Origin of the sequence: Streptomyces sp. NBC_01498 (genome assembly GCF_036327775.1) — a bacterium.
Taxonomy (GTDB): domain Bacteria; phylum Actinomycetota; class Actinomycetes; order Streptomycetales; family Streptomycetaceae; genus Streptomyces.
This window is the reverse complement of the sequence record NZ_CP109598.1, coordinates 2,122,203-2,142,902: the sequence shown is the minus strand read 5'-3', so window position 1 is coordinate 2,142,902 and position 20,700 is coordinate 2,122,203. Positions and strand designations below refer to the sequence as shown.

The 20,700-nt window shown below is 73.6% G+C and carries 17 protein-coding genes; 12 read left to right on the top strand and 5 right to left on the bottom strand.

The genetic code is table 11. The features are described from left to right. Together OG875_RS08815 and OG875_RS08810 are read right to left on the bottom strand one after the other, a co-directional pair. A complete protein-coding gene (locus OG875_RS08815) occupies window positions 1–948 on the bottom strand; it encodes an amino acid ABC transporter permease (RefSeq protein ID WP_330173662.1) in 948 nt (315 codons plus the stop codon). A 29-nt stretch (window positions 949–977) separates the two neighbouring features. Beyond that, window positions 978–1,952, bottom strand: coding sequence for an ABC transporter substrate-binding protein (locus tag OG875_RS08810; RefSeq protein WP_330173661.1), 975 nt, complete (start codon window positions 1,950–1,952; stop codon window positions 978–980). Window positions 1,953–2,485: 533 nt separating this feature from the next. On the opposite strand from OG875_RS08810, the gene OG875_RS08805 reads away from it, so the two are divergent. The 5 genes from OG875_RS08805 to OG875_RS08785 all read left to right on the top strand — a co-directional run bounded on the left by OG875_RS08805 (window position 2,486) and on the right by OG875_RS08785 (window position 6,050). Further along, window positions 2,486–3,733 (top strand): NAD(P)-dependent malic enzyme, encoded by a 1,248-nt coding sequence (locus OG875_RS08805; RefSeq protein WP_330173660.1) that lies wholly within the window; start codon window positions 2,486–2,488, stop codon window positions 3,731–3,733. A gap of 199 nt (window positions 3,734–3,932) precedes the next feature. Continuing rightward, window positions 3,933–4,895, top strand: coding sequence for a zinc-binding dehydrogenase (locus tag OG875_RS08800; protein WP_330173659.1), 963 nt, complete (start codon window positions 3,933–3,935; stop codon window positions 4,893–4,895). Window positions 4,896–4,904: 9 nt separating this feature from the next. Continuing rightward, window positions 4,905–5,243 (top strand): hypothetical protein, encoded by a 339-nt coding sequence (locus OG875_RS08795; protein WP_330173658.1) that lies wholly within the window; start codon window positions 4,905–4,907, stop codon window positions 5,241–5,243. Window positions 5,244–5,298: 55 nt separating this feature from the next. After that, a complete protein-coding gene (locus OG875_RS08790; protein ID WP_330173657.1) occupies window positions 5,299–5,508 on the top strand; it encodes a helix-turn-helix domain-containing protein in 210 nt (69 codons plus the stop codon). After that, window positions 5,508–6,050 carry a Clp protease N-terminal domain-containing protein gene (locus tag OG875_RS08785; RefSeq protein ID WP_330173656.1) on the top strand — a complete coding sequence of 181 codons (543 nt, stop codon included), beginning with the start codon at window positions 5,508–5,510 and terminating at the stop codon, window positions 6,048–6,050. Before OG875_RS08790 ends, OG875_RS08785 begins: the two co-directional genes overlap by 1 nt. Window positions 6,051–6,140: 90 nt before the next feature. Here the strand turns inward: OG875_RS08785 and OG875_RS08780 are convergent, their stop codons facing one another. From OG875_RS08780 to OG875_RS08770, 3 genes are all read right to left on the bottom strand, one after another. Beyond that, the gene (locus OG875_RS08780; RefSeq protein WP_330173655.1) at window positions 6,141–7,124 is read right to left on the bottom strand and encodes a PadR family transcriptional regulator; all 984 of its coding nucleotides are present in this window, start codon (window positions 7,122–7,124) and stop codon (window positions 6,141–6,143) included. A 1-nt stretch (window position 7,125) separates the two neighbouring features. Then, the gene (locus OG875_RS08775; RefSeq protein WP_330173654.1) at window positions 7,126–8,064 is read right to left on the bottom strand and encodes a DUF4097 family beta strand repeat-containing protein; all 939 of its coding nucleotides are present in this window, start codon (window positions 8,062–8,064) and stop codon (window positions 7,126–7,128) included. 163 nt (window positions 8,065–8,227) lie between these two features. Beyond that, window positions 8,228–8,410 (bottom strand): DUF6104 family protein, encoded by a 183-nt coding sequence (locus OG875_RS08770; protein WP_019058231.1) that lies wholly within the window; start codon window positions 8,408–8,410, stop codon window positions 8,228–8,230. 107 nt (window positions 8,411–8,517) lie between these two features. On the opposite strand from OG875_RS08770, the gene OG875_RS08765 reads away from it, so the two are divergent. From OG875_RS08765 to fxsT, 7 genes are all read left to right on the top strand, one after another. Further along, complete coding sequence (locus OG875_RS08765) at window positions 8,518–8,973, top strand: CU044_2847 family protein (RefSeq protein ID WP_330173653.1); 456 nt, start codon at window positions 8,518–8,520, stop codon at window positions 8,971–8,973. Window positions 8,974–9,265: 292 nt separating this feature from the next. Next, window positions 9,266–11,320 (top strand): VMAP-C domain-containing protein, encoded by a 2,055-nt coding sequence (locus tag OG875_RS08760; RefSeq protein WP_330173652.1) that lies wholly within the window; start codon window positions 9,266–9,268, stop codon window positions 11,318–11,320. A 115-nt stretch (window positions 11,321–11,435) separates the two neighbouring features. Continuing rightward, window positions 11,436–12,515 carry an AAA family ATPase gene (locus OG875_RS08755; protein WP_330173651.1) on the top strand — a complete coding sequence of 360 codons (1,080 nt, stop codon included), beginning with the start codon at window positions 11,436–11,438 and terminating at the stop codon, window positions 12,513–12,515. Between the two features lie 4 nt (window positions 12,516–12,519). Then, entirely contained in the window at window positions 12,520–15,579 is a 3,060-nt protein-coding gene (locus tag OG875_RS08750) for an SAV_2336 N-terminal domain-related protein (protein WP_330173650.1), read from the top strand. Window positions 15,580–16,042: 463 nt separating this feature from the next. After that, window positions 16,043–16,222, top strand: a complete 180-nt coding sequence (locus OG875_RS08745; protein ID WP_330173649.1) for a hypothetical protein — start codon at window positions 16,043–16,045, stop codon at window positions 16,220–16,222. Window positions 16,223–16,274: 52 nt separating this feature from the next. Then, complete coding sequence (locus OG875_RS08740; protein WP_330173648.1) at window positions 16,275–17,537, top strand: aKG-HExxH-type peptide beta-hydroxylase; 1,263 nt, start codon at window positions 16,275–16,277, stop codon at window positions 17,535–17,537. Window positions 17,538–17,594: 57 nt separating this feature from the next. Continuing rightward, window positions 17,595–20,618 (top strand): FxSxx-COOH system tetratricopeptide repeat protein, encoded by a 3,024-nt coding sequence (gene fxsT, locus OG875_RS08735; RefSeq protein ID WP_330173647.1) that lies wholly within the window; start codon window positions 17,595–17,597, stop codon window positions 20,616–20,618. Window positions 20,619–20,700: the final 82 nt, after the last annotated feature.

The following is a 20,700-nucleotide window of genomic DNA, read 5'->3' as shown; positions in this document are numbered from 1 at the left end:
TCATGCGGTGCCTCCCTTCGGGCGGCCCAGGGACAGCAGGTTGGCCTTGATCCGCTGGAACGGGGTCCGCGGCAGGGTGCGCAGCGAGCCGCGCGCGTAGTGCCGCTCCAGGTAGTACTGACCGATGCTCAGGACCGAGGTCATGAGCAGGTACCAGGCGGCGGCCAGGAACAGCATCTCCACCGGGGCGCCGGACGTCTGCCCGATGTCCTGCGCGTACCTGAGCAGTTCGTAGAACTGCACGGTCGCCACCAGCGACGTCGTCTTCAGCATGTTGATGACTTCGTTGCCGGTGGGCGGCACGATCACCCGCATCGCCTGCGGGATGACGACCCGGCGCAGCGTCTTGGCGTGGCTCATGCCCAGCGCGTGCGACGCCTCCGTCTGCCCCTCGTCCACCGAGAGCAGACCGGCACGGCAGATTTCCGCCATGTACGCGGCCTCGTTGAGGCCGAGGCCGAGCAGCGCCGTGAGGAACGGCGTCATGAAGCTGGCCCAGTAGTCCTTGTAGATCGGCCCGAGGTTGATGTACTCGAAGACCAGACCCAGGTTGAACCAGACCATGAGCTGGACGAGGACCGGGGTGCCGCGGAAGAACCAGATGTACGACCAGGCGATGGACGACATCACCGGGTTCTTGGACAGCCGCATCACCGCGAGGACGATGCCGCCGATGACTCCGATGGCCATCGACAGGACGGTCAGGAGCATGGTCTGACCGACACCCTTGAGGATGCGGTCGTCGAAGAAGTAGTCGGGTACGGCGCCCCAGTTGATCTTTCCCTGGGAGAACGCGTAGACGATCGACGCCAGCAGGGCGAACGCCACGACCGCGCTCACGTACCGCCCGTAGTGCCGCACCGGGATGGCCTTGATGGCCTCCGGTGAGGTGGTCACCGCGGGCGGCGCGCCGGGGGAGCCGTCCGACTTCGATATCTCAACGGACACGGATGCCGCCTTTCGGGAGCCTGCGCGGATCAGGTGCCGGCGTTGATCGTGGCTTCCTTGACCGCGCCGTCCGCGACGCCCCACTTGGCGATTATCTTGTCGTACTCGCCGTTCTCGATGAGCGCGTCGAGCGCGGCCTTCAGGGCCTCGCTCAGCTCGGTGTTGCCCTTGGCGACCGCGATGCCGTACGGGGCGGCCTCGACCTGCTCGCCGACGAGCTGGAAGTCGTTGCCGCCGCCCGAGGTCTTCACCGCGTACGCCGCGACCGGGAAGTCCGACGAACCGGCGTCGGCGCCGCCGGCCCGCAGCCGGGTCTGGGCCTGCTGGTCGTTGTCGAACGGCTCGATCGTGATGGCCTTGCCGCCGCCGTCCACGCACTTCGTCGACTCGGCCTTGGCCAGGTCGTGCGAGACGGTGCCGCGCTGGACGACCATCTTCTTGCCGCACAGGTCCGCCCAGCTCGCGATGCCCTTGTCGTCGCCCTTCTTGGTGTAGATCGAGACACCGGCGGTGAAGTAGTCGACGAAGTCGACGCCCTCGCCGACCTTCTTGCCGGTCTCGGAGTCCACGCCGTCCTGACGGGCCTTGGTGTCGGTCATGGCCGACATGGCTATGTCGTAGCGCTTGGAGCGCAGACCCGTGAGCAGGGTGTCGAAGGTGCCGTTCTCGAACTCGAACTTCACGCCGAGCTGCTTGCCCATCGCGTCGGCGAGGTCCGGGTCGATACCGACGGTCTTGCCCGCGTCGTCCTTGTACTCCACCGGCGGGTACGCGATGTCGGAGCCCACCTTGATGACGCCCTTGTCGGCGATCGCCTTCGGCAGCTTTCCGGCCAGCGGAGCGCTCGCGGAGGCGGTGCCGGAGTCCTTGCCGGAGTCCTTCTTCCCGCTGTCGGTCTGGTCGCCACAGGCGGTCAGCAGCAGCGCGCCGGCGACCGCTATCGCGCCGACCGCGGCGATCCGGGACTTCCCGGCGGTGGTACGACTGGTGAGGCTGGCGGTCATGATGAGGATCCTCCGGGCGGACGAGAGACTGTCACGCGGTGGGCACACGCCATCGAGTGTCGCGACCGAGTGTGATTGATTAGGGCATCTTGCCATTCGGACTGGTCCGTTCAGGGGCCTCGTCATGTCAAAATCGGATAACGGGTGACCCTCGTGTCCCAGTGGACCGGCACATCACGACCGGACCAACCACTGGTGAACCTTCTTCCGGCCGGACAATCTCCGGCTCGTCCTTCTTCTCCGGGTGTTTCGTGTCGTACGGCGGATGTGGCTGGAAACTCCGCTATGAGTCATGTCACCGCGTGGAGAAGGGGCGAACGACGACCCGGCGACGAGGCCCGTCCGGTATGAAGGACAGCTACACCCCTCATCCGGGGCTCAGGGCGCGTGTGCGGCGCGCCCGCGCGTGCGTACCTCCTCCTGTCGGGCGTCACCGGCGCCGGCGACGGAGCACGTACGCGGTGCCAGCCCACCCCTCCGTATCCCAGGAGTGGACACCCTCAACTGATGAAGAGACTTAAGGGGTCAAGAACATGGCAGCGGAGATCGTGAATCCTCGGAGTGAGAGCGACACCGCCGGCGACGGCGGCGAGGCACGCGACCGCATCGGAGACAGCGCCACCGACGAACCCTTCGATCCGGCCTTCGCGCTGCACCGCGGCGGGAAGATGGCCGTCCGGGCCACCGTGCCGGTCCGGGACAAGGACGACCTGTCCCTCGCGTACACGCCCGGTGTCGCCAAGGTGTGCACCGCGATCGCCGAGAACCCGGAGCTGGTCCACGACTACACCTGGAAGTCGCAGGTCGTCGCCGTCGTCACGGACGGCACCGCCGTCCTCGGCCTCGGCGACATCGGCCCGGAGGCGTCGCTGCCCGTGATGGAGGGCAAGGCGATCCTGTTCAAGCAGTTCGGCGGCGTCGACGCGGTGCCGCTGGCGCTCGCCACCACCGACACCGACGAGATCATCGAGACCGTCGTGCGGCTCGCGCCGTCCTTCGGCGGGGTCAACCTGGAGGACATCTCGGCGCCCCGCTGCTTCGAGATCGAGCGCAGGCTCCAGGAACGGCTCGACATCCCCGTCTTCCACGACGACCAGCACGGCACGGCCGTCGTGACGCTCGCCGCCCTGCGCAACGCCGCGAAGCTCACCGGGCGCACCCTGGGCGAGCTGCGCGCCGTCATCTCCGGGGCGGGCGCCGCGGGGATCGCCATCGCGAAGTTCCTGCTGGCGGCGGGGCTCGGCGACGTGGCCGTCGCGGACCGCAAGGGCATCGTCAGCCCGGACCGCGACGACCTGACCGACGTCAAGCGCGAACTGGCCCGGCTGACCAACCGCGCCGGCCTGTCCGGCTCGCTGGAGGCCGCGCTCTCGGGCGCGGACGTGTTCATCGGGGTGTCCGGCGGTACAGTGCCGGAGCCGGCGATCGCGTCGATGGCCCCGAACGCGTTCGTCTTCGCCATGGCCAACCCGACCCCCGAGGTCCACCCCGACATCGCGCACCAGTACGCGGCGGTGGTGGCGACGGGCCGCAGCGACTACCCGAACCAGATCAACAACGTGCTGGCGTTCCCGGGCATCTTCGCGGGCGCGCTCCAGGTCCGGGCCTCGCGCATCACCGAGGGCATGAAGATCGCGGCGGCGACCGCGCTGGCGGACGTGGTCGGCGACGACCTGTCGGCGGAGTACGTGATCCCGTCCCCGTTCGACGAGCGGGTGGCCCCGGCGGTGACGTCCGCGGTGGCGGCGGCGGCCCGCGCGGAGGGCGTGGCACGGCGGTAGCCGCTTCCGCACGCGGGGCCGCCTCGACGGAGGGGCCCCGTGTGCGGGCGGGTGTGCGGGCGGGCCGGCCGCCGGTGGTGCCCGCGCCGGTGGACGTACGCCGTCGCCCCCCACCCCCCCTCGGGCCTCGCGGGAGCGGGAGCCGGCTCACACGTGTGTGTGGTTCCGTGGGCCACGCCGCCGTTCTAGGGTCAAGGTCATGTTCGCCGCCTACGCAGCCCGTATCGACCGCGACCAGCCCCTCGACGGCCTTGAGTTGGGCGAACGCCCGGCTCCCGGGCCGCGCCCCGGCTGGTCCACCGTGACCGTCAAGGCCGCCTCGCTCAACCACCACGACCTCTGGACCCTGCGCGGGGTCGGGATCTCGGAGGACCGGTTGCCCATGATCCTCGGCTGTGACGCCGCCGGGATCGACGAGGACGGCAACGAGGTCGTCATCCACTCCGTCATCGGCCAGACCGGCCACGGCGTCGGCCCCCGCGAGCCCCGGTCGCTCCTGACCGAGGTCTACCCGGGCACCTTCGCCGAGCGGGTCTCCGTCCCCACCTGGAACCTGCTGCCCAAGCCCGCCGGGCTGAGCTTCGAAGAAGCCGCCTGTCTGCCGACCGCCTGGCTCACCGCGTACCGCATGCTCTTCACCAACGCCGGTGTACGGCCCGGTGATTCGGTCCTGGTCCAGGGCGCGGGCGGCGGTGTCGCGACCGCCGCGATCGTCCTCGGCAAGGCCGCCGGGCTGCGGGTGTACGCCACCAGCCGCGACGCGGCCAAGCGCGGGCGCGCCGTCGAACTCGGCGCCACCGAGGCGTTCGAGCCCGGCGCGCGGCTGCCGCACCGGGTGGACGCCGTCATCGAGACGGTGGGCGCCGCGACCTGGTCGCACTCGGTCAAGTCGCTGCGGCCGGGCGGCACCCTGGTGATCTCCGGCGCCACCAGCGGCGACCGGCCCTCGCACCCCGAACTGACCCGGATCTTCTTCCTCGAACTGAAGGTCGTCGGCTCGACCATGGGCACCAAGGACGAGCTGGAGGACCTGCTCTCCTTCTGCGCGGCGACGGGCATCCGCCCCGTCATCGACCAGGTACTGCCGCTCGACCGGGCGCGCGAGGGCTTCGAGCGGATGGCCGCGGGCGATCTGTTCGGAAAAATCGTGCTGACCGGCTGAGGGGGAGCCGTGAACACCCTGCTGCCGCCGCTCGCGGTCGTCGGCTGTCTCGTCGCCGTGCTGGGCGCCTTCGGCCTGCTCGCACGGCACGTCCGGCGCCGGGGGACCGCGGGCGCGGCGATCACCGCGGCCATGGCCTCGTACGACGAGGCGTTCCGGGTGACCGCCTACGAGGCGCATCAGGAGATCCAGGCGCGGGCCGGGTGGCGGGCGCCGCTGCCGTCGCCGGACGGTCCGGGCCGCGCGGTCCGGGCGGATCCCCCGCCGGACCGGCCGTACGGGCGGCGCCCCCGGCCCCGTACCCGCCGCTCCGTACTGCGGCGTTGGGCGCGGCGAGCGCGCGGCTGACCCCCGAGTGTCAATCTGCGTTGACATGACCGAGGTGTCAACGTAGATTGACGTCATGAGTGATGCGACGGATCTCGCCGAACGGGCGGGCGACCGTGACCCACGAGTCGGGCTGAGGGCGGTCGCCGCGCTGCGGCGGCTGCTCGAACAGCTCGAAGCCGTCCAGGTCCGCAGCGCCCGGAACCAGGGCTGGTCGTGGCAGGAGATCGCGGCCCAGCTCGGGGTCAGCAGGCAGGCAGTACACAAGAAGTACGGGAGGCAGTGATGTTCGAACGGTTCACGAAGGGCGCACGGGACGTGGTCACGGGCGCCGTCACCCAGGCCGAGCGCACCTCGGCGTCACGGGTCACCGACGAGCATCTGCTGCTCGCGCTCCTCGACTCGCGGGGCACCCGCTCGGCGTTCGCCTTCGCCTCCCTCGGCGTCCTGGACCGGCGGGCCTCCGTGGAGGCGGGACTGGCCGACGCCCGCCGCCAGGGCGGCATGTCGCCCGCCGACACGGCGGCGCTCGCCGGGATCGGGATCGACGTCGCGCGGATCGTCTCGACGGTCGAGGAGACGCACGGGGCGGGCGCGATGCGGGTCGGCGGGTGGGCGAAACGGGGGTGGACGTCGCACCGGAAGTTCGCCCCCGAGGCGAAGAAGGCACTGGAGCAGTCCTTGCGGATCGCCCTGGGGCGCGGCGACAAGGAGATCTCCGACGCCCACATCCTGCTGGCGCTGACGGTACGGCCGGGGGTGGTGTCGGAGGTCCTGGCGGACCACGGCGCGACACACGGCGCGCTGGAGCGGGCCCTGTTCGGGTGACGCGGTGACGCGGTGACGCGAACGGCGGGTCCGGTGGGTGCGGCGGGTGCGGTGGAGCTGGGGGAGACCCTCACCTCCACCGCACCCTTCCTAACCCTTCCGGCCCCGCAGCAGCGCGTCGATGCGGGCCGCCGCCGTCGACAAGTGGGCGCGGGCATCGGTGAGTTGGGCGTCCGTGATGCCGTGGTCGCGGGCCGTGTCGCGCACGTCGTCGCGGAAGCGGTCCAGCAGGCGGTCCAGATCGCGGGCCGGCTCGCCCGTCGCGGGGACGTCCTCGGCCCACGACGGCGCCTCGTCCGGCGCCTCGGGCGACTCGGCCGTGTCCGGCCCGGGTTGCGGGGGCCATACCGAGCCCTTCGCCAGGCCGCCGAAGTGGGTGGACAGTTCGGACAGGCCCTCCCGCAGGCCCGTCGGCCAGTCGCCGCGCGCGAAGTGGCCCTGGACCTGGTCCTGGACCTGCTTGGCCATCCGCAGCATCTCCTGCCGCGCCGTCTCCTGCGCCTCCTTGGCCTGGCGGCGCGCCCGCTGGGCGTCCTCGCGGGCCCGGCGCGACTCGTCCTTCGCCCGGCGGGCCTGTTCCTTCCACTCCTGCTTGGCGCGGCGCAGCTCCTCCTTGGCCGCGCGCCAGGACTCGCCGTCCCCCGGCCAGTCCTCCCGCTCGGTGCCCGCGCCGGACGGGGTGCCGGCCGACGCGGAGGCCGCCGCCGCGCGCATCTCGTTGCGCAGCCGGCCCGCCGCGCCCCGTACGTCGTCCCGGATCTCCGCGGCGAGTTCGGAGACGGACTCGCGGATCTCCAGCTCCAGATCGGCGAGTTCACCGCCGCGGCCCGCCAACTCCTCGCGGCCCGCCTCGGTGATCGAGTAGACCTTGCGGCCCCCCTCGGTGGCGTGCGTGACCAGACCCTCCGCCTCCAGCTTGGCCAGGCGCGGGTAGACCGTGCCGGCGGAGGGCGCGTACAGGCCCTGGAAGCGCTCCTCCAGCAGCCGGATCACCTCGTAGCCGTGGCGCGGCGCCTCGTCCAGCAGTTTGAGCAGGTAGAGGCGGAGGCGGCCGTGGGCGAAGACCGGGGGCATGTCAGAGCTCCTTCTTGTCGGCGGGCGCCGCGTCGGTCGGGGTCGTGCCGGTCGGCGTTCCGCCGGCCGGGGCCGGGGGGTGGTCCGCGTCGTACGGGTTCGGGTCGTCCGCCGGCGGCCTGCGCAGCAGGGCGATCGAGCCGGACACCGTCACGGCCTTCAGCCGCCCCGTGCCCGCCCCCAGCGTGCCGGTGATCTTCTTCGCGCCCCACTGACCGCCCACCCGCAGGTCCTCGAACGCGTTGGAGACCGAGCCGCTGGCCGTGTTGGCCTCGACCTTCGCGTCGGCCGGGTGCGGGAGCCGGATGGCCACCTCGCCGGAGACCGTGTTGACCTTGATGTCCGTCGGTCCGCCCGCGGGTTCGAGGTCGATGGTCATGTCGCCGCTGACGGTGTCCGCCCGCACCGACGAGCCTCCGCAGTCCACGACGGTCAGATCGCCCGAGACCGAGTGGAAGCGCAGATCGCCGGTGACGGCCTGGGCCTCCACGTTCCCGGTGACGGTCTCCGCGCTGACCCGTCCGGCCAGACCGACGAGGGTGGTGTCCCCGCTCACGCCACGGATCTCCGTACGGCCCCTGACCCCGGAGATCACGGCGCTCGCGCCGACGACGCCGACCTCGACGCCCGCCCCCGCCGGGACGGTGAGGGAGACGACGGCACGGCGGCGATGACCTTTGCCGTCGAGCCAGTTGAGGAGGTTCTGCCAGGGCAGGTCCTGGTAGGCGATGGTGAGGGTGGTGCCCGAGCGGGTGACGATCAGGGGCGGCCCGTCGATCTCCGAGATGTCCAGGCGCGCCCCGCCCTGTTCGGCGAGGACCGCGTCGTCGATTCCGACGATGTTGACGGCGCCGTTCACGACGCGCACGCTGAGCGCCGTCACCGGGTCGTCGAATGTGAGCTTCTTGGGCTCACTGACTTCCCACGTCGACTCTGCCATGGTGCTGACCCCCTGGGACCCGGCCACGACGCAACATATCGCGTCTCTTGTTCGACACGATATATCGTGGGTTGGGGAAGTCAAGACCTATCGCGATGCCTGCCGTGGGGGCCTTGGGCGCGTCACTCGTCCCTGCCGGGCATCAACTCGTCCGTTGCGGGCGTCACTCGTCGTCCTCGTCGTCGTCCAGCCGCGCGAGCCATGTCGCCAGACGTTCCACCGGAACCTCGAAGTCCGGGTTGAGATCGACGAACGTACGCAGTTGCTCGGCCAGCCACTCGAAGGTGACCTCCTCCTCGCCCCGGCGCTTCTCCAGTTCCTCGATCCCGCGATCAGTGAAATACATACGGCCAGCGTAACCACCGGATGGGGAGGGGAGGTATCGCACAGCGGCCCCACGGCGAGCGGCACGGAGCGGGCGGCGGAGGAAGCGGAAACGGGGGAGGAACGACGGTGGACCACGACCGAGACCACGGCGAACAGGGCCAGGACGTGCGGGAGGTGACGCTGCCCGGCGGACAGACCATTCTCGCCAGGGTCGGCGTGCTGCGGCCGGACGAGTCGGTCTTCGACGACGTCGGCGCCGTCGACCGGCTCCGGGCGGGCGTGACCCGTGTCAACGAGGTGATCGCGGCGGTCGGCGCGACCGTGGTGGACGCCGCGCGGGCGGCGGGGCCGAGCGAGGTCAGCGCCACGTTCGGCATCGAACTGGCGATGAGACCGGGCGCCGCCGTGGCGGCCGTCCTCGCCGACGGGGAGGCCAAGGCGTCCATCTCCGTCACCCTCACCTGGCAGCCGGGGCGGGAGCCCGCCGGACCACCGGCCCCCGGGAACGAGCCCGCCGGACCACCGGCCCCGGGGGACGCGCCCCGACCGGAACCGCTCCCCCCTGCCGGATCATCCGGCTAGCCTCGTCCCACGTGTCTCAACTTCGGGGGAACGGGGTACGCATGAAAGACGGTCGGTTCGTCGGGGAGCCGCTGGTCCGGGAGCCGCTCGGCGGCGGTACGGGGCGCGGCGCTCCCGGACGGGCCCCGGCGCCCATGTGCGTACGCGCTCCGGCGCGCGGGCGCGTGGCAGGTCGCGGGCCCGTGCGGGTGGCAGGTCCGGGCGACGTGCCCACACTCCGGTTGTCCGCGTCAGCCCCCTCGTCCACGGAGTTCACGCCCTCGTACGCCGCGCGCTCCCCGCGTGTCGACGCATGAGCTCCCTCGAAGACCCCGTGAGCCGGGGAGTGGTCCGCATCGGGCCCGGTGGGTCCGGGTATGACAGGGGCAGTGCCGGATTCTGGGGCAGCGGATTCTTCGTCGCCCCGGAGTGGGTCGTGACCTGCGCGCATGTCGTGGACAAGAGGGTGGGTGCGATGGAGCGGGAGCCAGGGGGCCCAGTCACGGTCACCACCTACGACGACGACCGGCTGGAGGGCGAGATCGCCCGGGTCCTCACCGGTCACGACCTGGCGCTCGTCCGCGTGCCCGGCGCGGGTTTCGCCGACTGCCTCTGGCTCAGCGACCGTTCGGCGGCCACCCCCGCCGAGGTCGAGCTGTACGGCTGGGCGCAGACGTCGGGGGCGTACGGCGGCGAGGAGTTCCTCTCCACGACGGCGATGGCCACCGGAGGCCGCCGCCGCAACCCGATGTGGCTCCAGAACGGACTGGTCCTGCACGGCTGTTCGGGCGGCCCCGTCATCGACGCCCGGCACGGATCGGTCATCGGCGTCATCAAGGGCAAGGGCCAGGGCGACGCCACCATCGGCCGCGCCGAGTCCGTCACCGCCCTGCGCACCCTCGGCGACCAGGGCGCCGACTCCCTCTGGACCGAGGTCCTCGCCGCCCACGACCGGCACCATCTGCGCCGCTTCGAGGGCTCCGGCGACTGCTGGCCCCGGCTGCACACCCGGCTCGCCGCCGCGTACGGCCAGCCGCACAGCTTCACCTCCCAGTCACGTACACAGCTGTACGGGCTCTTCGCCGACGTCGAACCACCGTCCGGCCCCGGCCAGGTGCTGCACCTGGTCAACGGCGCGAGCCGCCGGCTGCTGCGCAGCCCGCAGCGTATGGAGTCCAACGACCCGCGCACCTGGCGCGAGGGCTCCGGGCTGCTCTACGACCCGCGCGAGGGCACGGAGGCCGGACTGGCGGGCCGGGACCTCGAACAGGAAGCCGTCGTGCTGTACGCGGCGATGGTGTACGCCACGCTGCGGGCGTCCCGCGACACCCCCGGCGCCGGGCGGCTCCGCGACTGGGTCGAGAAGGCCGCCAACGCCCTGGAGACCGAGGTGATCCGCGAGGAGAGCCTGGCGCTCCTCGCCGGCGACCCCGAACCGAAGGACGAGCGGTACGCCGAGCGGCACCCCGCGCCGAACCCCGGCCCCGACCGGGCGGGCGGCCCGGTCCACGACGACGTGCTCGTCGTCATCGAGCCCGAGGTGTACGGCACCCACCCCTGGCGCGTCCAGCTGCTCGACTCCGACGGCGGCACCACCACCGTCCGGTACGACGAGGAGGGCGTCCCCCGCTCCGGCCTGGAGGCCGCCGTACGCCAGGGGCTGAGCGAGGCGCTGGCCCGCGCCGACGCCGGGCAGTACGTCGCGGCCGTCGACTTCCTGCTGCCCCGCGCCCTGTTCGACGAGCCCGTCGACGAATGGCGCTCCCGGCTGCCGCGCGCCGACGACCCGCCCAGCGTGCACACGCTCCCGATCGGACGGCGCCGGGTCGTCGCGCTGCGCGACCAGCTGCGCCGCCGCGACGGCGTGACCCCGGAGTGGAACCGGGGCAGGCGGGCCACCGACCGGGGGCCGCTGGTGGCCGTGCCGCTGTGCCTCGACGTCCCGGACGCCGGTCACTCGGCCGCCGCGCCCGAGGGAGAGGAGGCGGCGTACGCCCGGCTGTCGGTGAGCACGGCGGGCGTCACGGGCGCCACCCTGCCGGTGTACTGCGCCAGTACGGCCACCGGGCGCGGCTCCCGCGTCCTCACCCGCGCCTTCCACGCCGGGCATGTCGCCGTCCTGTTCCGCCGCACCGGCGAGGACGGGCACGACGACTGCGCCGAGTTCTACCGCGAGGCCGCGCGCCTCGTCCACGACGTACCCACCGGGGACGCCCTGCGGGAGCGCGTACGGGTGCTCCGCAACCGTGGCGCCGACCCCGATCAGGGCGACCGGGAGACCGCCTGGGCACGGCACCTCGTCCTCATCTACGATCCGCCACACCGGCCGGCGCTGCCCGACGAACCCCTGCGCGCACCTCGGTCATGACAGCCGCACACTCCCGACCGACGACCTGCCGCGGGCCGGATACGGACGACCAGGCTGGGTACGGAGGTCCACGACGCCGGGCACACTCCGGGCCGACACCGACGAGGAGCCAACAGTGAGCGACTGGCGCATCTACCGGGGAGCGGGACTGCCGCACGACGGTGCGCGGCACTTACCCGATCCGCCCCCCTGGCGGGAGTTCACCGCGCGGGACACCGGCCGCACGGCGGGTACGGACGGCGCGAGCGGCACGGACACGGGCCACCGTACGCACGGTACGCCGCGGGAGGCGGACACCGAGGAGGTCGACAACGCGCGCCGGCTGGGCGTCAAACGCCGCCTCGTGGAGTCGTTCCACCCGCGCCCCGAAGAGGTCGAGGCCGTCAACGCCGCGCTGCAACTGCGCCGTCCGCTGCTCGTCACCGGCAACCCCGGCACCGGAAAATCGACCCTCGCCCACGCCGTCGCCCACGAACTGCGCCTCGGCCGCGTCCTGCGCTGGCCCGTCGTCAGCCGCACCACCCTCCAGGACGGCCTCTACCACTACGACGCCATCGGACGGCTCCAGGACGTCCAGCTCGACCGGGCCGTCTCCGGGGACACCGTGCGCCAGCCGCCCATCGGCTCGTACATCAGGCTCGGCCCGCTCGGTACGGCGCTGCTGCCCTCGCCCGACGGGCTGCCCCGGGTGCTGCTCATCGACGAGTTCGACAAGAGCGACATCGACCTGCCGAACGACCTCCTGAACGTCCTGGAGGAGGGCGAGTTCACCATCCGGGAACTGGAGCGGCGGGTCGAGCGCGAACCCGCCACCGACGTCCTGACCGACGACGGGACACCGGCGACCGTCACCGGCGGCCGGGTGCGGTGCACCGCGTTCCCGTTCATCATCCTCACCTCCAACGGCGAACGGGACTTCCCCGCCGCCCTGTTGCGCCGCTGCATCCAGCTCGACCTGAAACCGCCGGGCGAGAAACAGCTCGCCGCGATGGTGGCCGCGCATCTGGGGGAGGAGGCCCTGGAGGAGGGCGCCGAGCTGATCGAGCGGTTCCTCCAGCGCGAGCCCGGCGAGGTCGTCGCCACCGACCAGCTGCTGAACGCGCTGTACGTGACCCAGCGGGCGGCCGACGCCGAACAGGTCACCCGCAACCGGCTCGCCGAGATGCTGCTCCGCCCGCTCGACCGTCCGAGGTGATGGTGTGACCGCCCCCGGCCCGCCCCCCGGTGCCACGCCCCGCCCGCCCCCGGGCGGGGCGCCCGACCCGTCCGCCGACCCGTCCGCCGACCCGTCCGCGGGGCCGGTCACCGAGCCGTCGGCCGGGACCTCCGGCGCGGCCGACGGGCTGACGGAGCTGGTCGCCCGGCTGCGCGCGGCGGGCCGCGACATGTCGGCCGAAGCGCTGGCCGACGCCCTGTGGCTGGCCCGGCTGACGACCCCCAGGGCCCGGACACCGGACCGTCCCGGCCATGACGGCCCGCCCACCGCCGGGGCCACCGCCTCCGACACCGCCGTCGGCCCGCCCACCGACGAGCAGGCGCCCCCGCCCGAGCCCCCGCCCCCCGGCCCCGAACAGACCGCGCCCCTGTCGCTGTACGCCCCCTCCGGCGCCGAGGCCGTCCCCACCCGCTCCTTCCCGATACGGGCCCCCGCCACCGGGGCCCTGTCCGGACTGCTCGGCCTGCAACGCTCGCTGCGCCCCCTGCGCGGCTACCAGCCGCCCGTCCCCCCGGTCCTCGGTACGGATCTGGACGAGGAGGAGACCGCCGAACGCAGCGCCGCCGACGGCCTGTTGCGCCCCGTACGCCGCCCGGCCGCGCGCCGCGAGGCCGAGATCCAGCTCCTGATGGACGCCTCCCCGACCGCGTCCGTCTGGCAGCCGACCCTGGAACGTCTCCGCCAGGCGTGCGAACGGCTCGGCGCCTTCCGCGACGTCCAGGTGCACTATCTGCACCAGGGCCCGGACGGCTCGGTGATGGCGGGCACCGGGCCCGACCCGCACCAGACCCGGCTGCGCCCCGCCGGCCGGCTCCGCGACTTCTCCGGCCGCCGGCTCACCCTCGTCATCAGCGACTGCGTGGGCCCGCTGTGGCAGTCCGGCGCCGCCCAGCGGCTGCTGTACCGGTGGGCCGAGACCTCCCAGATCGCCGTCGTGCAGCCGCTGCCGCCCCGCCTGTGGGACCGTACGGCGCTGCCCGCCGACCCGGGGACGCTCGTGCACGAGCCGGGAGTGGGGCGCGGCACCCGGTTCCTGCCCGACGAGACGCACGGCCGCGAGACACCGCCCGCCGGGGCGCTCCCGGTGCCCGTCCTGCTGCCGACGGACCGGGTGCTCGGCCACTGGGCCCAACTGCTCGGCGGCACCGGCACCCGGACCATGCGCGGCGCGGCGGGCTGGGTCCTGCCCCGGCACCCGGCACGGCACGCGGCGGGGCCGTACTCCGGGGCACGCACCCCGCAGGCGCGGCTGCGCGATTTCCGCTCCGGCGCGTCGCCCGGCGCCCTCGAACTGGCCGTGCACCTCGCGGCCGTACCGCTCTACCTGCCCGTCATGCAGCTCGTGCAGGAGGCCCTGCTGCCGGACACCGGGCCGATGCAACTGGCCGAAGTGCTGCTGGGCGGGCTGCTGGAGCGGCTGCCGGACATCGCCGACATGCGGGGCCCGCGCTACGACTTCGCGCCCGGCGTCCGCGAACTGCTGCTGGAGATGCTCGACCGGGGCGCCGCCGAACTGGTCCTCAAGTACCTGTCGGAGTACGTCACCCGGCGCTTCGGCAAGGGCATGCGCAACTTCCCGGCGCTGGCCGTCGCCCGCCTCCAGGGACTGGACACCGGCCACCCGGTGGTGCCGGAGGACCCGGACGGCGGACCGCAGGCCGACGAGGAGCTGTTCGCGCAGGTCCCCGCCCGGGTGGTGCGCTGGTACCAGCCCGTACGCCCGGTGCCCGGCCGGCTCGACGAGGCGGAACGGCTGCTGGGCCTCTGGCGCGACCGGCGCGACCGGCAGATGCTCTTCGACGCGCAGGCGCTCGCCGAGGCGGCGCTGGCCGCCGAGGGAGGCGGGCGCTCCCGGCATCTGCTGGGCCGGGTGCTGTTCGCCCGCGCCAACACGGCGGAGGCACGCCGCGACCCCGCCGAGGCACGTCGGCTGCTGGTCCGCGCCGAAGGGCTGTTCACCGGGCGCGAACCGGCCACGGCGGTCGCCCGCGCCGACGTCCGGCACGAACTGTGGCGCCAGGACGGTGACGTCCAGTGGCTGCACGCGGCCGTCGCCGGACTGGTCGAGATGGCCGAGGGAGGAGACCTCGCCACCGAGACGGCGCGCCGGCTGCGGATGGGCCGGGTCCTGCTCGACCTCGCCAGGACCGGACCCGAACGGGAGGAGCCGGCCGGCGCCGCCGCCCGCGAACTGCGCTCCGCCCTGCCCCTGCTGGCCGAACTGGAGGCCCCGCCGCCCCGCCGGGCCGGCGCGCTCCTCGACCTGGTGGCCGCGCTGCGGCTGACCGGCGAACGCGACACGGCGGAACTCCTCTCCCTCACCGACGCGGCCGAGTCGGCCGCCGGGGACAGCGCCCGCCTGCTGCTGCGGGCCCGGCACGAACGCGCCTGGATCCACCGGGAGGCGGGGGACACCGAGGCGGCGGACACCGCGTACCGGCAGGCGGAGCGCGGCGAGCCGCGCGACAGCCGCGCCCGCTGCGAACTCCTCGCCGAATGGGGCGAGATGCTGCTCACCGTGACCGGCCGGCCCGACCGCGCGGAGGGCATCCTGCGCGAGGCGCTGACCAACGTCTCCTCCCGCGCCCCGCTGCGCTGGCGGCTTCATCTGCTGCTCGGTACGGCGCTGCTGGGCCGCTACCGGGGCACCGGGGCGGGCGCCGGTTTCCTGCCCGACGTCTACGAGGGCTGCCATCTGCTGGAGTTGTCGGCCCGCCGCGCCGACGACCCGGTCACCCGGGCCCGCGCCTGGCTGGCGCTGGCCGGCGCGCGGCTCGAACTGCCCGACGCCGACACGCACTTCGCCTCCGTGGAGACGGCCTACGGGCGGGCGCTCAGCGAGGCCCCCGCCCCTTCCGTGATCGCCGCCCGCGCCCTGCACGGCCGGGGCGCCCTGTACGAACGCATGACCCGCCCCTTCGCCGCCCTGGCCGACTACCGCGCGGCCGACCGCCATTGGCGCCGGCTGACGGACCACGGCACCCCGGTCCCGGAGGCCGAGGTCCGGGCGACCCGCGAACGGATCGAGAGACTGAGCCGGTGAGCCGGTGAGCCGGTGAGCCGCTGAGTCGGTGAGCCGCGGACGGCGGACCGGGCCGCCACGCGGGCGCGCCCGGCCGGGCCTGGCACCGTCCCGTACGCGGTGCGCCAACGGCCCGGCGCCGGGGGCGTGTTCGCCCTGCCGGCCCGCCGGTGACGCCCCGGCGTGTGCGACCCGTGGGGGCCTTGGTGCGCCCCGTACGCGCTCCCCGTGGCCCGCCCGGGGCGCCCCGCCCGGCGGCCGGAACCCCAACTACCCCGCTGGGGAACGGGTTTCCGATTCACGGGGGTCGGGAAGAAGAATCCTCACGGCGACGCCTCCCGGAGGCGTGCCAGGAAACACAGCGCCGTCCGCCCCGCAGAGCGGTGCTCGCGGCGTCTGGTGTGTGTGCGTACGCGAGGCGGGACTCGTGTACGTGAGGCGGGACTTTCACCACACGCCCTCGCGGGCATCGGGGAGGAGCAACGTGCTGGAGCAACGTGTGCCCGGATCCGCGGCGCAGATCGGCGGCCCCGAGCTCCCCGATCTCACCGGTGTCGACCTGCGCACCCTCCGGAGACTGGACGACGACGCGCTGACCGCGGCCGTCGAGGACGTACTCCGCTGCCCCGGCTCCTTCACCGACGCGTGGAACGACGGTCCGTGAACCGGCCCGCGCGGCGGCGGGATCCGGCCGGTTTCGCGGCGTGGCGGAGGTGATGGCTCCGGTCCCGGGGGCTTTCGCGGTCCCGCCCGGCGCCCTCGTGCGGCTCGCCGCCACCCGCCAGCGGACGTCCGACCTCGACCTGCTGCACGCGGCGCTGCACAGTCGGCGGCTGGTCCTCCTCAAGGCGCTCCTCGCCCGCGTCGGGCACGGCGGCTTACCGTCGGAGGCCGCCGCCGCGTTCGACCGCGACTGGCGCCTCCTGGCCCGCGCCGAAGCACCCGCCCCGGCCGCCGCCCGGCGGCAGCTCGACTACCCCGCCGTCGGCGGCTGGATCGTCGCCGCCCTCAACACGGACGGACCGGACGCCCTCGCGACCGCCCTCCGCCCCCTCGGGGGCATCGCCGTCGGGACGGCGCTGCGCACCGGGGCCCGGCTCGACACCGTACTGCCCACCGCCGACGGGCACCTGACCCTTCCCGGCATCGGCGTCCACGCCACCCGCACCCGCCACGTCCGGGTCCGCTCCGGCCCGCGCGGGGTCCTGCTCACCCCCCAGGGCCGCCGGACCCGCTCCGTCCTCCTGGGCCCCGGCGGCCGGGGCACCGGGGCCGGCTGGACCTCCCTGGCCGTGCTGCCCGGCAGCGCCGCCCGCCTCGACGACCTCGGCACCGGGCCCGCCCCCGGCCCCGGCACCGACCGCGCCGCCTGGCTCACCCGCTGGCGCGCCGCCGTGGCCCTGCTGGAGGCCGCCGACCCCTGGCGGGCCGGCGAGGTCACCGGGCTCGTACGGTCCGTGGTCCCGATGACCCCCGCCGCCGAGGGCGCCTCCAGCGGCACCCTGCGGGCCGCCCCCTGGGCCGTGCACTCCGCGCTGCCCGGCACCGCGCGACGGTTCGCCGAGGTGCTCGTCCACGAACTCGCCCACAGCAAGCTCGCCGTCCTCGCGGACCTGCTCCCGCTGCACGACGCCGACGCCTCCGCCGTGCACCGCGTCGCGTGGCGCGAGGACCTCCGCCCCCTCGGCGGCGTACTCCAGGGGACGTACGCGCACCTCGCCCTCGCCGACCTGTGGTCGCGGGTCGCGACCCGCCCCGGCGCCTCCCCGGACGCCCGCCGCGCCGCCCGCGCCCGCCGCGCGGAGTACGGCGAACAGGTGGCCGACGCGCTCCCCGTCCTGCTGAACAGCCATCAACTCACCCACCACGGAACCCGGTTCACGGTGTCGATGAAACAGCACCTCCACACCCTCGGCCAGGGCCGGAACACCCCGCACGAGCGGTCCGATTCCCTGTCAGGCGACGGTGACGTTCGGTAACATTTCAGACGCGCCGTCAGGGAATGGCGCGGTTCGATTGAATGAGGAGACGCGCACATGGTCGCTCAGCGGCACCTGACGGGGGACGGCGGCCCCGATCAGGAGTCCCAGCATTTCGTGGTCGTCTTCCCCGGCCACCACCGGCCGTGGGCCACCTGGATCGCCCGCCGGCTCGAAGCCCACGGGCACCGGGTCACCACGCACCGCTGGGACCCGGACCGCGAACAGGCCCTGGAGGACGCCCTCGGCGACCTCCTGCTGGCCAGAGGCCGGGTCCTGCTGGTGCTCAGCGACTGGTTCTTCAAGCTCGGACCGCGCCGCGACGGCGAGTGGAACGACGTGCTGCGCGGCTTCGTCGCCGACCACGCCGACCGGTTCGCGGCCGTCAACCTGACCAACCGCTCCCTCGCGCCGGCCACCGCGGTCCTCCAGCCGGTCGACCTGTGGGGCATCGGCGAACAGGAGGCGGAGCGGCGCCTGCTGACCCAGCTCTCCCTCGAACCGGCGGCCCCCCGCCCGGACATGACGCCCTCCCCGTCCCGCTACCCCAGCGACGCCCCCGCCGTCTGGGGTGAGGTGCCGCGCCGCAACCTCCGCTTCACCGGCCGCGACGACCTGCTCAACCGGGTGCAGGAAGCCCTCACGGAGGTCCAGCCCGGCGCCGCCGTCTGCGCGCTCGTCGGCATGGCGGGCATCGGCAAGACCCAGCTCGCCGCCGAGTACGCCCACCGCTTCAGCGCCGACTACGACGTCGTCTGGTGGGTCAACTCCGACCAGCGCGGCATCCAGCGCGACCGGTTCGGCGAGCTGGCGCCGGCCCTCGGCCTGCGCAGCGGCTCCGAGCCCGGCGAGCGGATCCGCGCGGTGCGCGACGCCCTGCGCCGGGGCGCCCCGCACGGCCGCTGGCTGGTGATCTTCGACGGCTGGGAGGAGGTCGAGGAGGCCGCCGCGATGCTGCCGCGCGGCGGCACCGGCCATGTGCTGATCACCTCGCGCAACCACGGCTGGCGGGCGGTCGGGGACCTCGTGGAGGTGCCGGTCTTCCAGCGCGCCGAGTCGACCGGCTACCTGATGCGCCGGGCCCCGCACATCACGGCGGGCGAGGCGGACGAGGTCGCCGCCGAGTTCCAGGACCTGCCGCTCCAGCTGACCCACGCGGCGGCGCTGCTCGGCGAGTCGCGGATGCCGGCGCCGGAGTACCTCGACAAGGTGCACAGCGGCGAGATCAACCCGCTGGACGAGGCGGCCGAACTGGGCGACTACCCCAGCTCGTCCCTCACGTCCTGGTCGATGCTGTTCAACCGGGTCCGGGAGTCCGAGCCGCGCGCGCTCGAACTGCTCAAGCTCTGCGCCTGCTTCGCCCCCGGCCGTATCCCCATCGGACTCGTCCGCGGCGCCGCCCCCGAGGACCTCCCGGAGGAGCTGCGCTGGATCGCCGACGACACCCCCGACTGGCCGCGCGCCCTGGACACCCTCGCCAACCTGTCGGTCATCACCCGGGATTCACGCAGCCTGTCCGTCTCGACGGCCCGTGACACCGGCTCCCGCCAGGAGTCCGTCCACATGCACCGGGTCGTGCACGGCATCGTCAGCCGGCTCACCGCCGGAGACGACCGCGAGGCCCACCGCGAGGTGGTCCGCCGGGTGCTCGCCGTCAGCGACCCCGTCGAGTACTCCGACACCCGGCAGTGGCCCCGGTACGCCGAGATCCTGCCCCAGCTCGAAGTGTCCGGCGCGCTGGAGTCCACCCGCCCGCGCACCGTGCAGCTCGTCCTCAACTGCCTGCGGTACTGCTACGCCAGCGGGGAGTACACCGTCGGCCGGGACCTCGCCCGGCGGGTCCGCGACAGGTGGGTCGGACTGTTCGCGCCCGACTCGCCGCAGATGCTGGAGCTGACCGCGCAGACCACGGTGATCCTGCGGGCCAGCGGCCGGTTCCACGAGGCGTACGACCGCGACAGCGTGGCCCTCGACCTGCTCCTCGCCCAGCCGGAGCCCGACCCGATCCGGCTGATGAACGCCAACCGGGGCCTCAGCTCCGACCTGCGCTTCCTCGGCCGCTACCCGGAGTCGCACCGGCTCCAGCGGGACGTGGTCGAGGTCTGCCGGGAACTCCTCGGCGAGGACGAGTGGAACACCCTCCAGGCCCAGCACAACCTCGGCGTGAGTCTGCGGCTCCTCGGCCAGTACGAGAAGGCGTACGAGACCGACCTCGACACGCTCCGCAGGCGCGAGACCGTCCTGCGCGCCCGGCACGTCGGCACCCTGCACTCGATCAACGCCTGCGCCCGCGACCTTCGCCTCCTCGGCCGCTACCACGACGCCCTGGCCCGGCAGGAGATGGCCGTACGGACCCAGATCCAGGTCCTCGGCGAACACCACCCGCAGACCCTGTGGGCGCAGCACAACCTGGTCATGTGCAAACGCCGGGCCGGCGCGAAGGGCGAGGACCTCGGCCCGATGATGGCCGATCTGCTGCTGCACCACGAGCGGTCGTACGGCAAGGGCCACCACAACAACCTGATGCTCGTCACCGACTACGGCAACTACCTGCGGGTGCACGGCGATCTGGGCCTGGCCCGGGAACTGCTCACCGAGGCCGAGGACACCTACCGCGCCCTGGTCGGCCAGGCCCACCCCGTCACCACCGGCATGCAGTCCAACATCGGACTGCTCATGCAGGCCGAGGGCGACCGGGACGGCGCGCTCGTCCTCTTCGAGCAGGCGCTCACCGGACTGCGCACCCTGCTCGGCGACGACCACCCGTGGACCCTGTGCTGCGCGCTGAACGCGACGGGCGGGCGCAATCTCACCGGCCGGCTGGAGGAGGCCGCCGAACTGAGCAGGGACACCCTGCGGCGCTCCCGCGCGGCCCTCGGCGACGACCACCCCATGACGCTCTCCAGCCAGACGGCGCTGGCGGCCGACCTGCGGGCGCTGCGCCAGCACGAGGAGGCGGACAAGGTCGAGGAGGACGCGCTCCAGAAGCTGACCCGCACCATGGGCGCGCAGCACCAGCACACCCTGTCGGCGCGCCAACGCGTGCGGCCCTACTGGGACTTCGAGCCGTATCTGGGCTGAGCGCACCCCGTCGCACGGACGAGGGCCCGGCACCGTGGGTACGCGGTGCCGGGCCCTCCCGGTTCACTTCGGGGCCGTCACC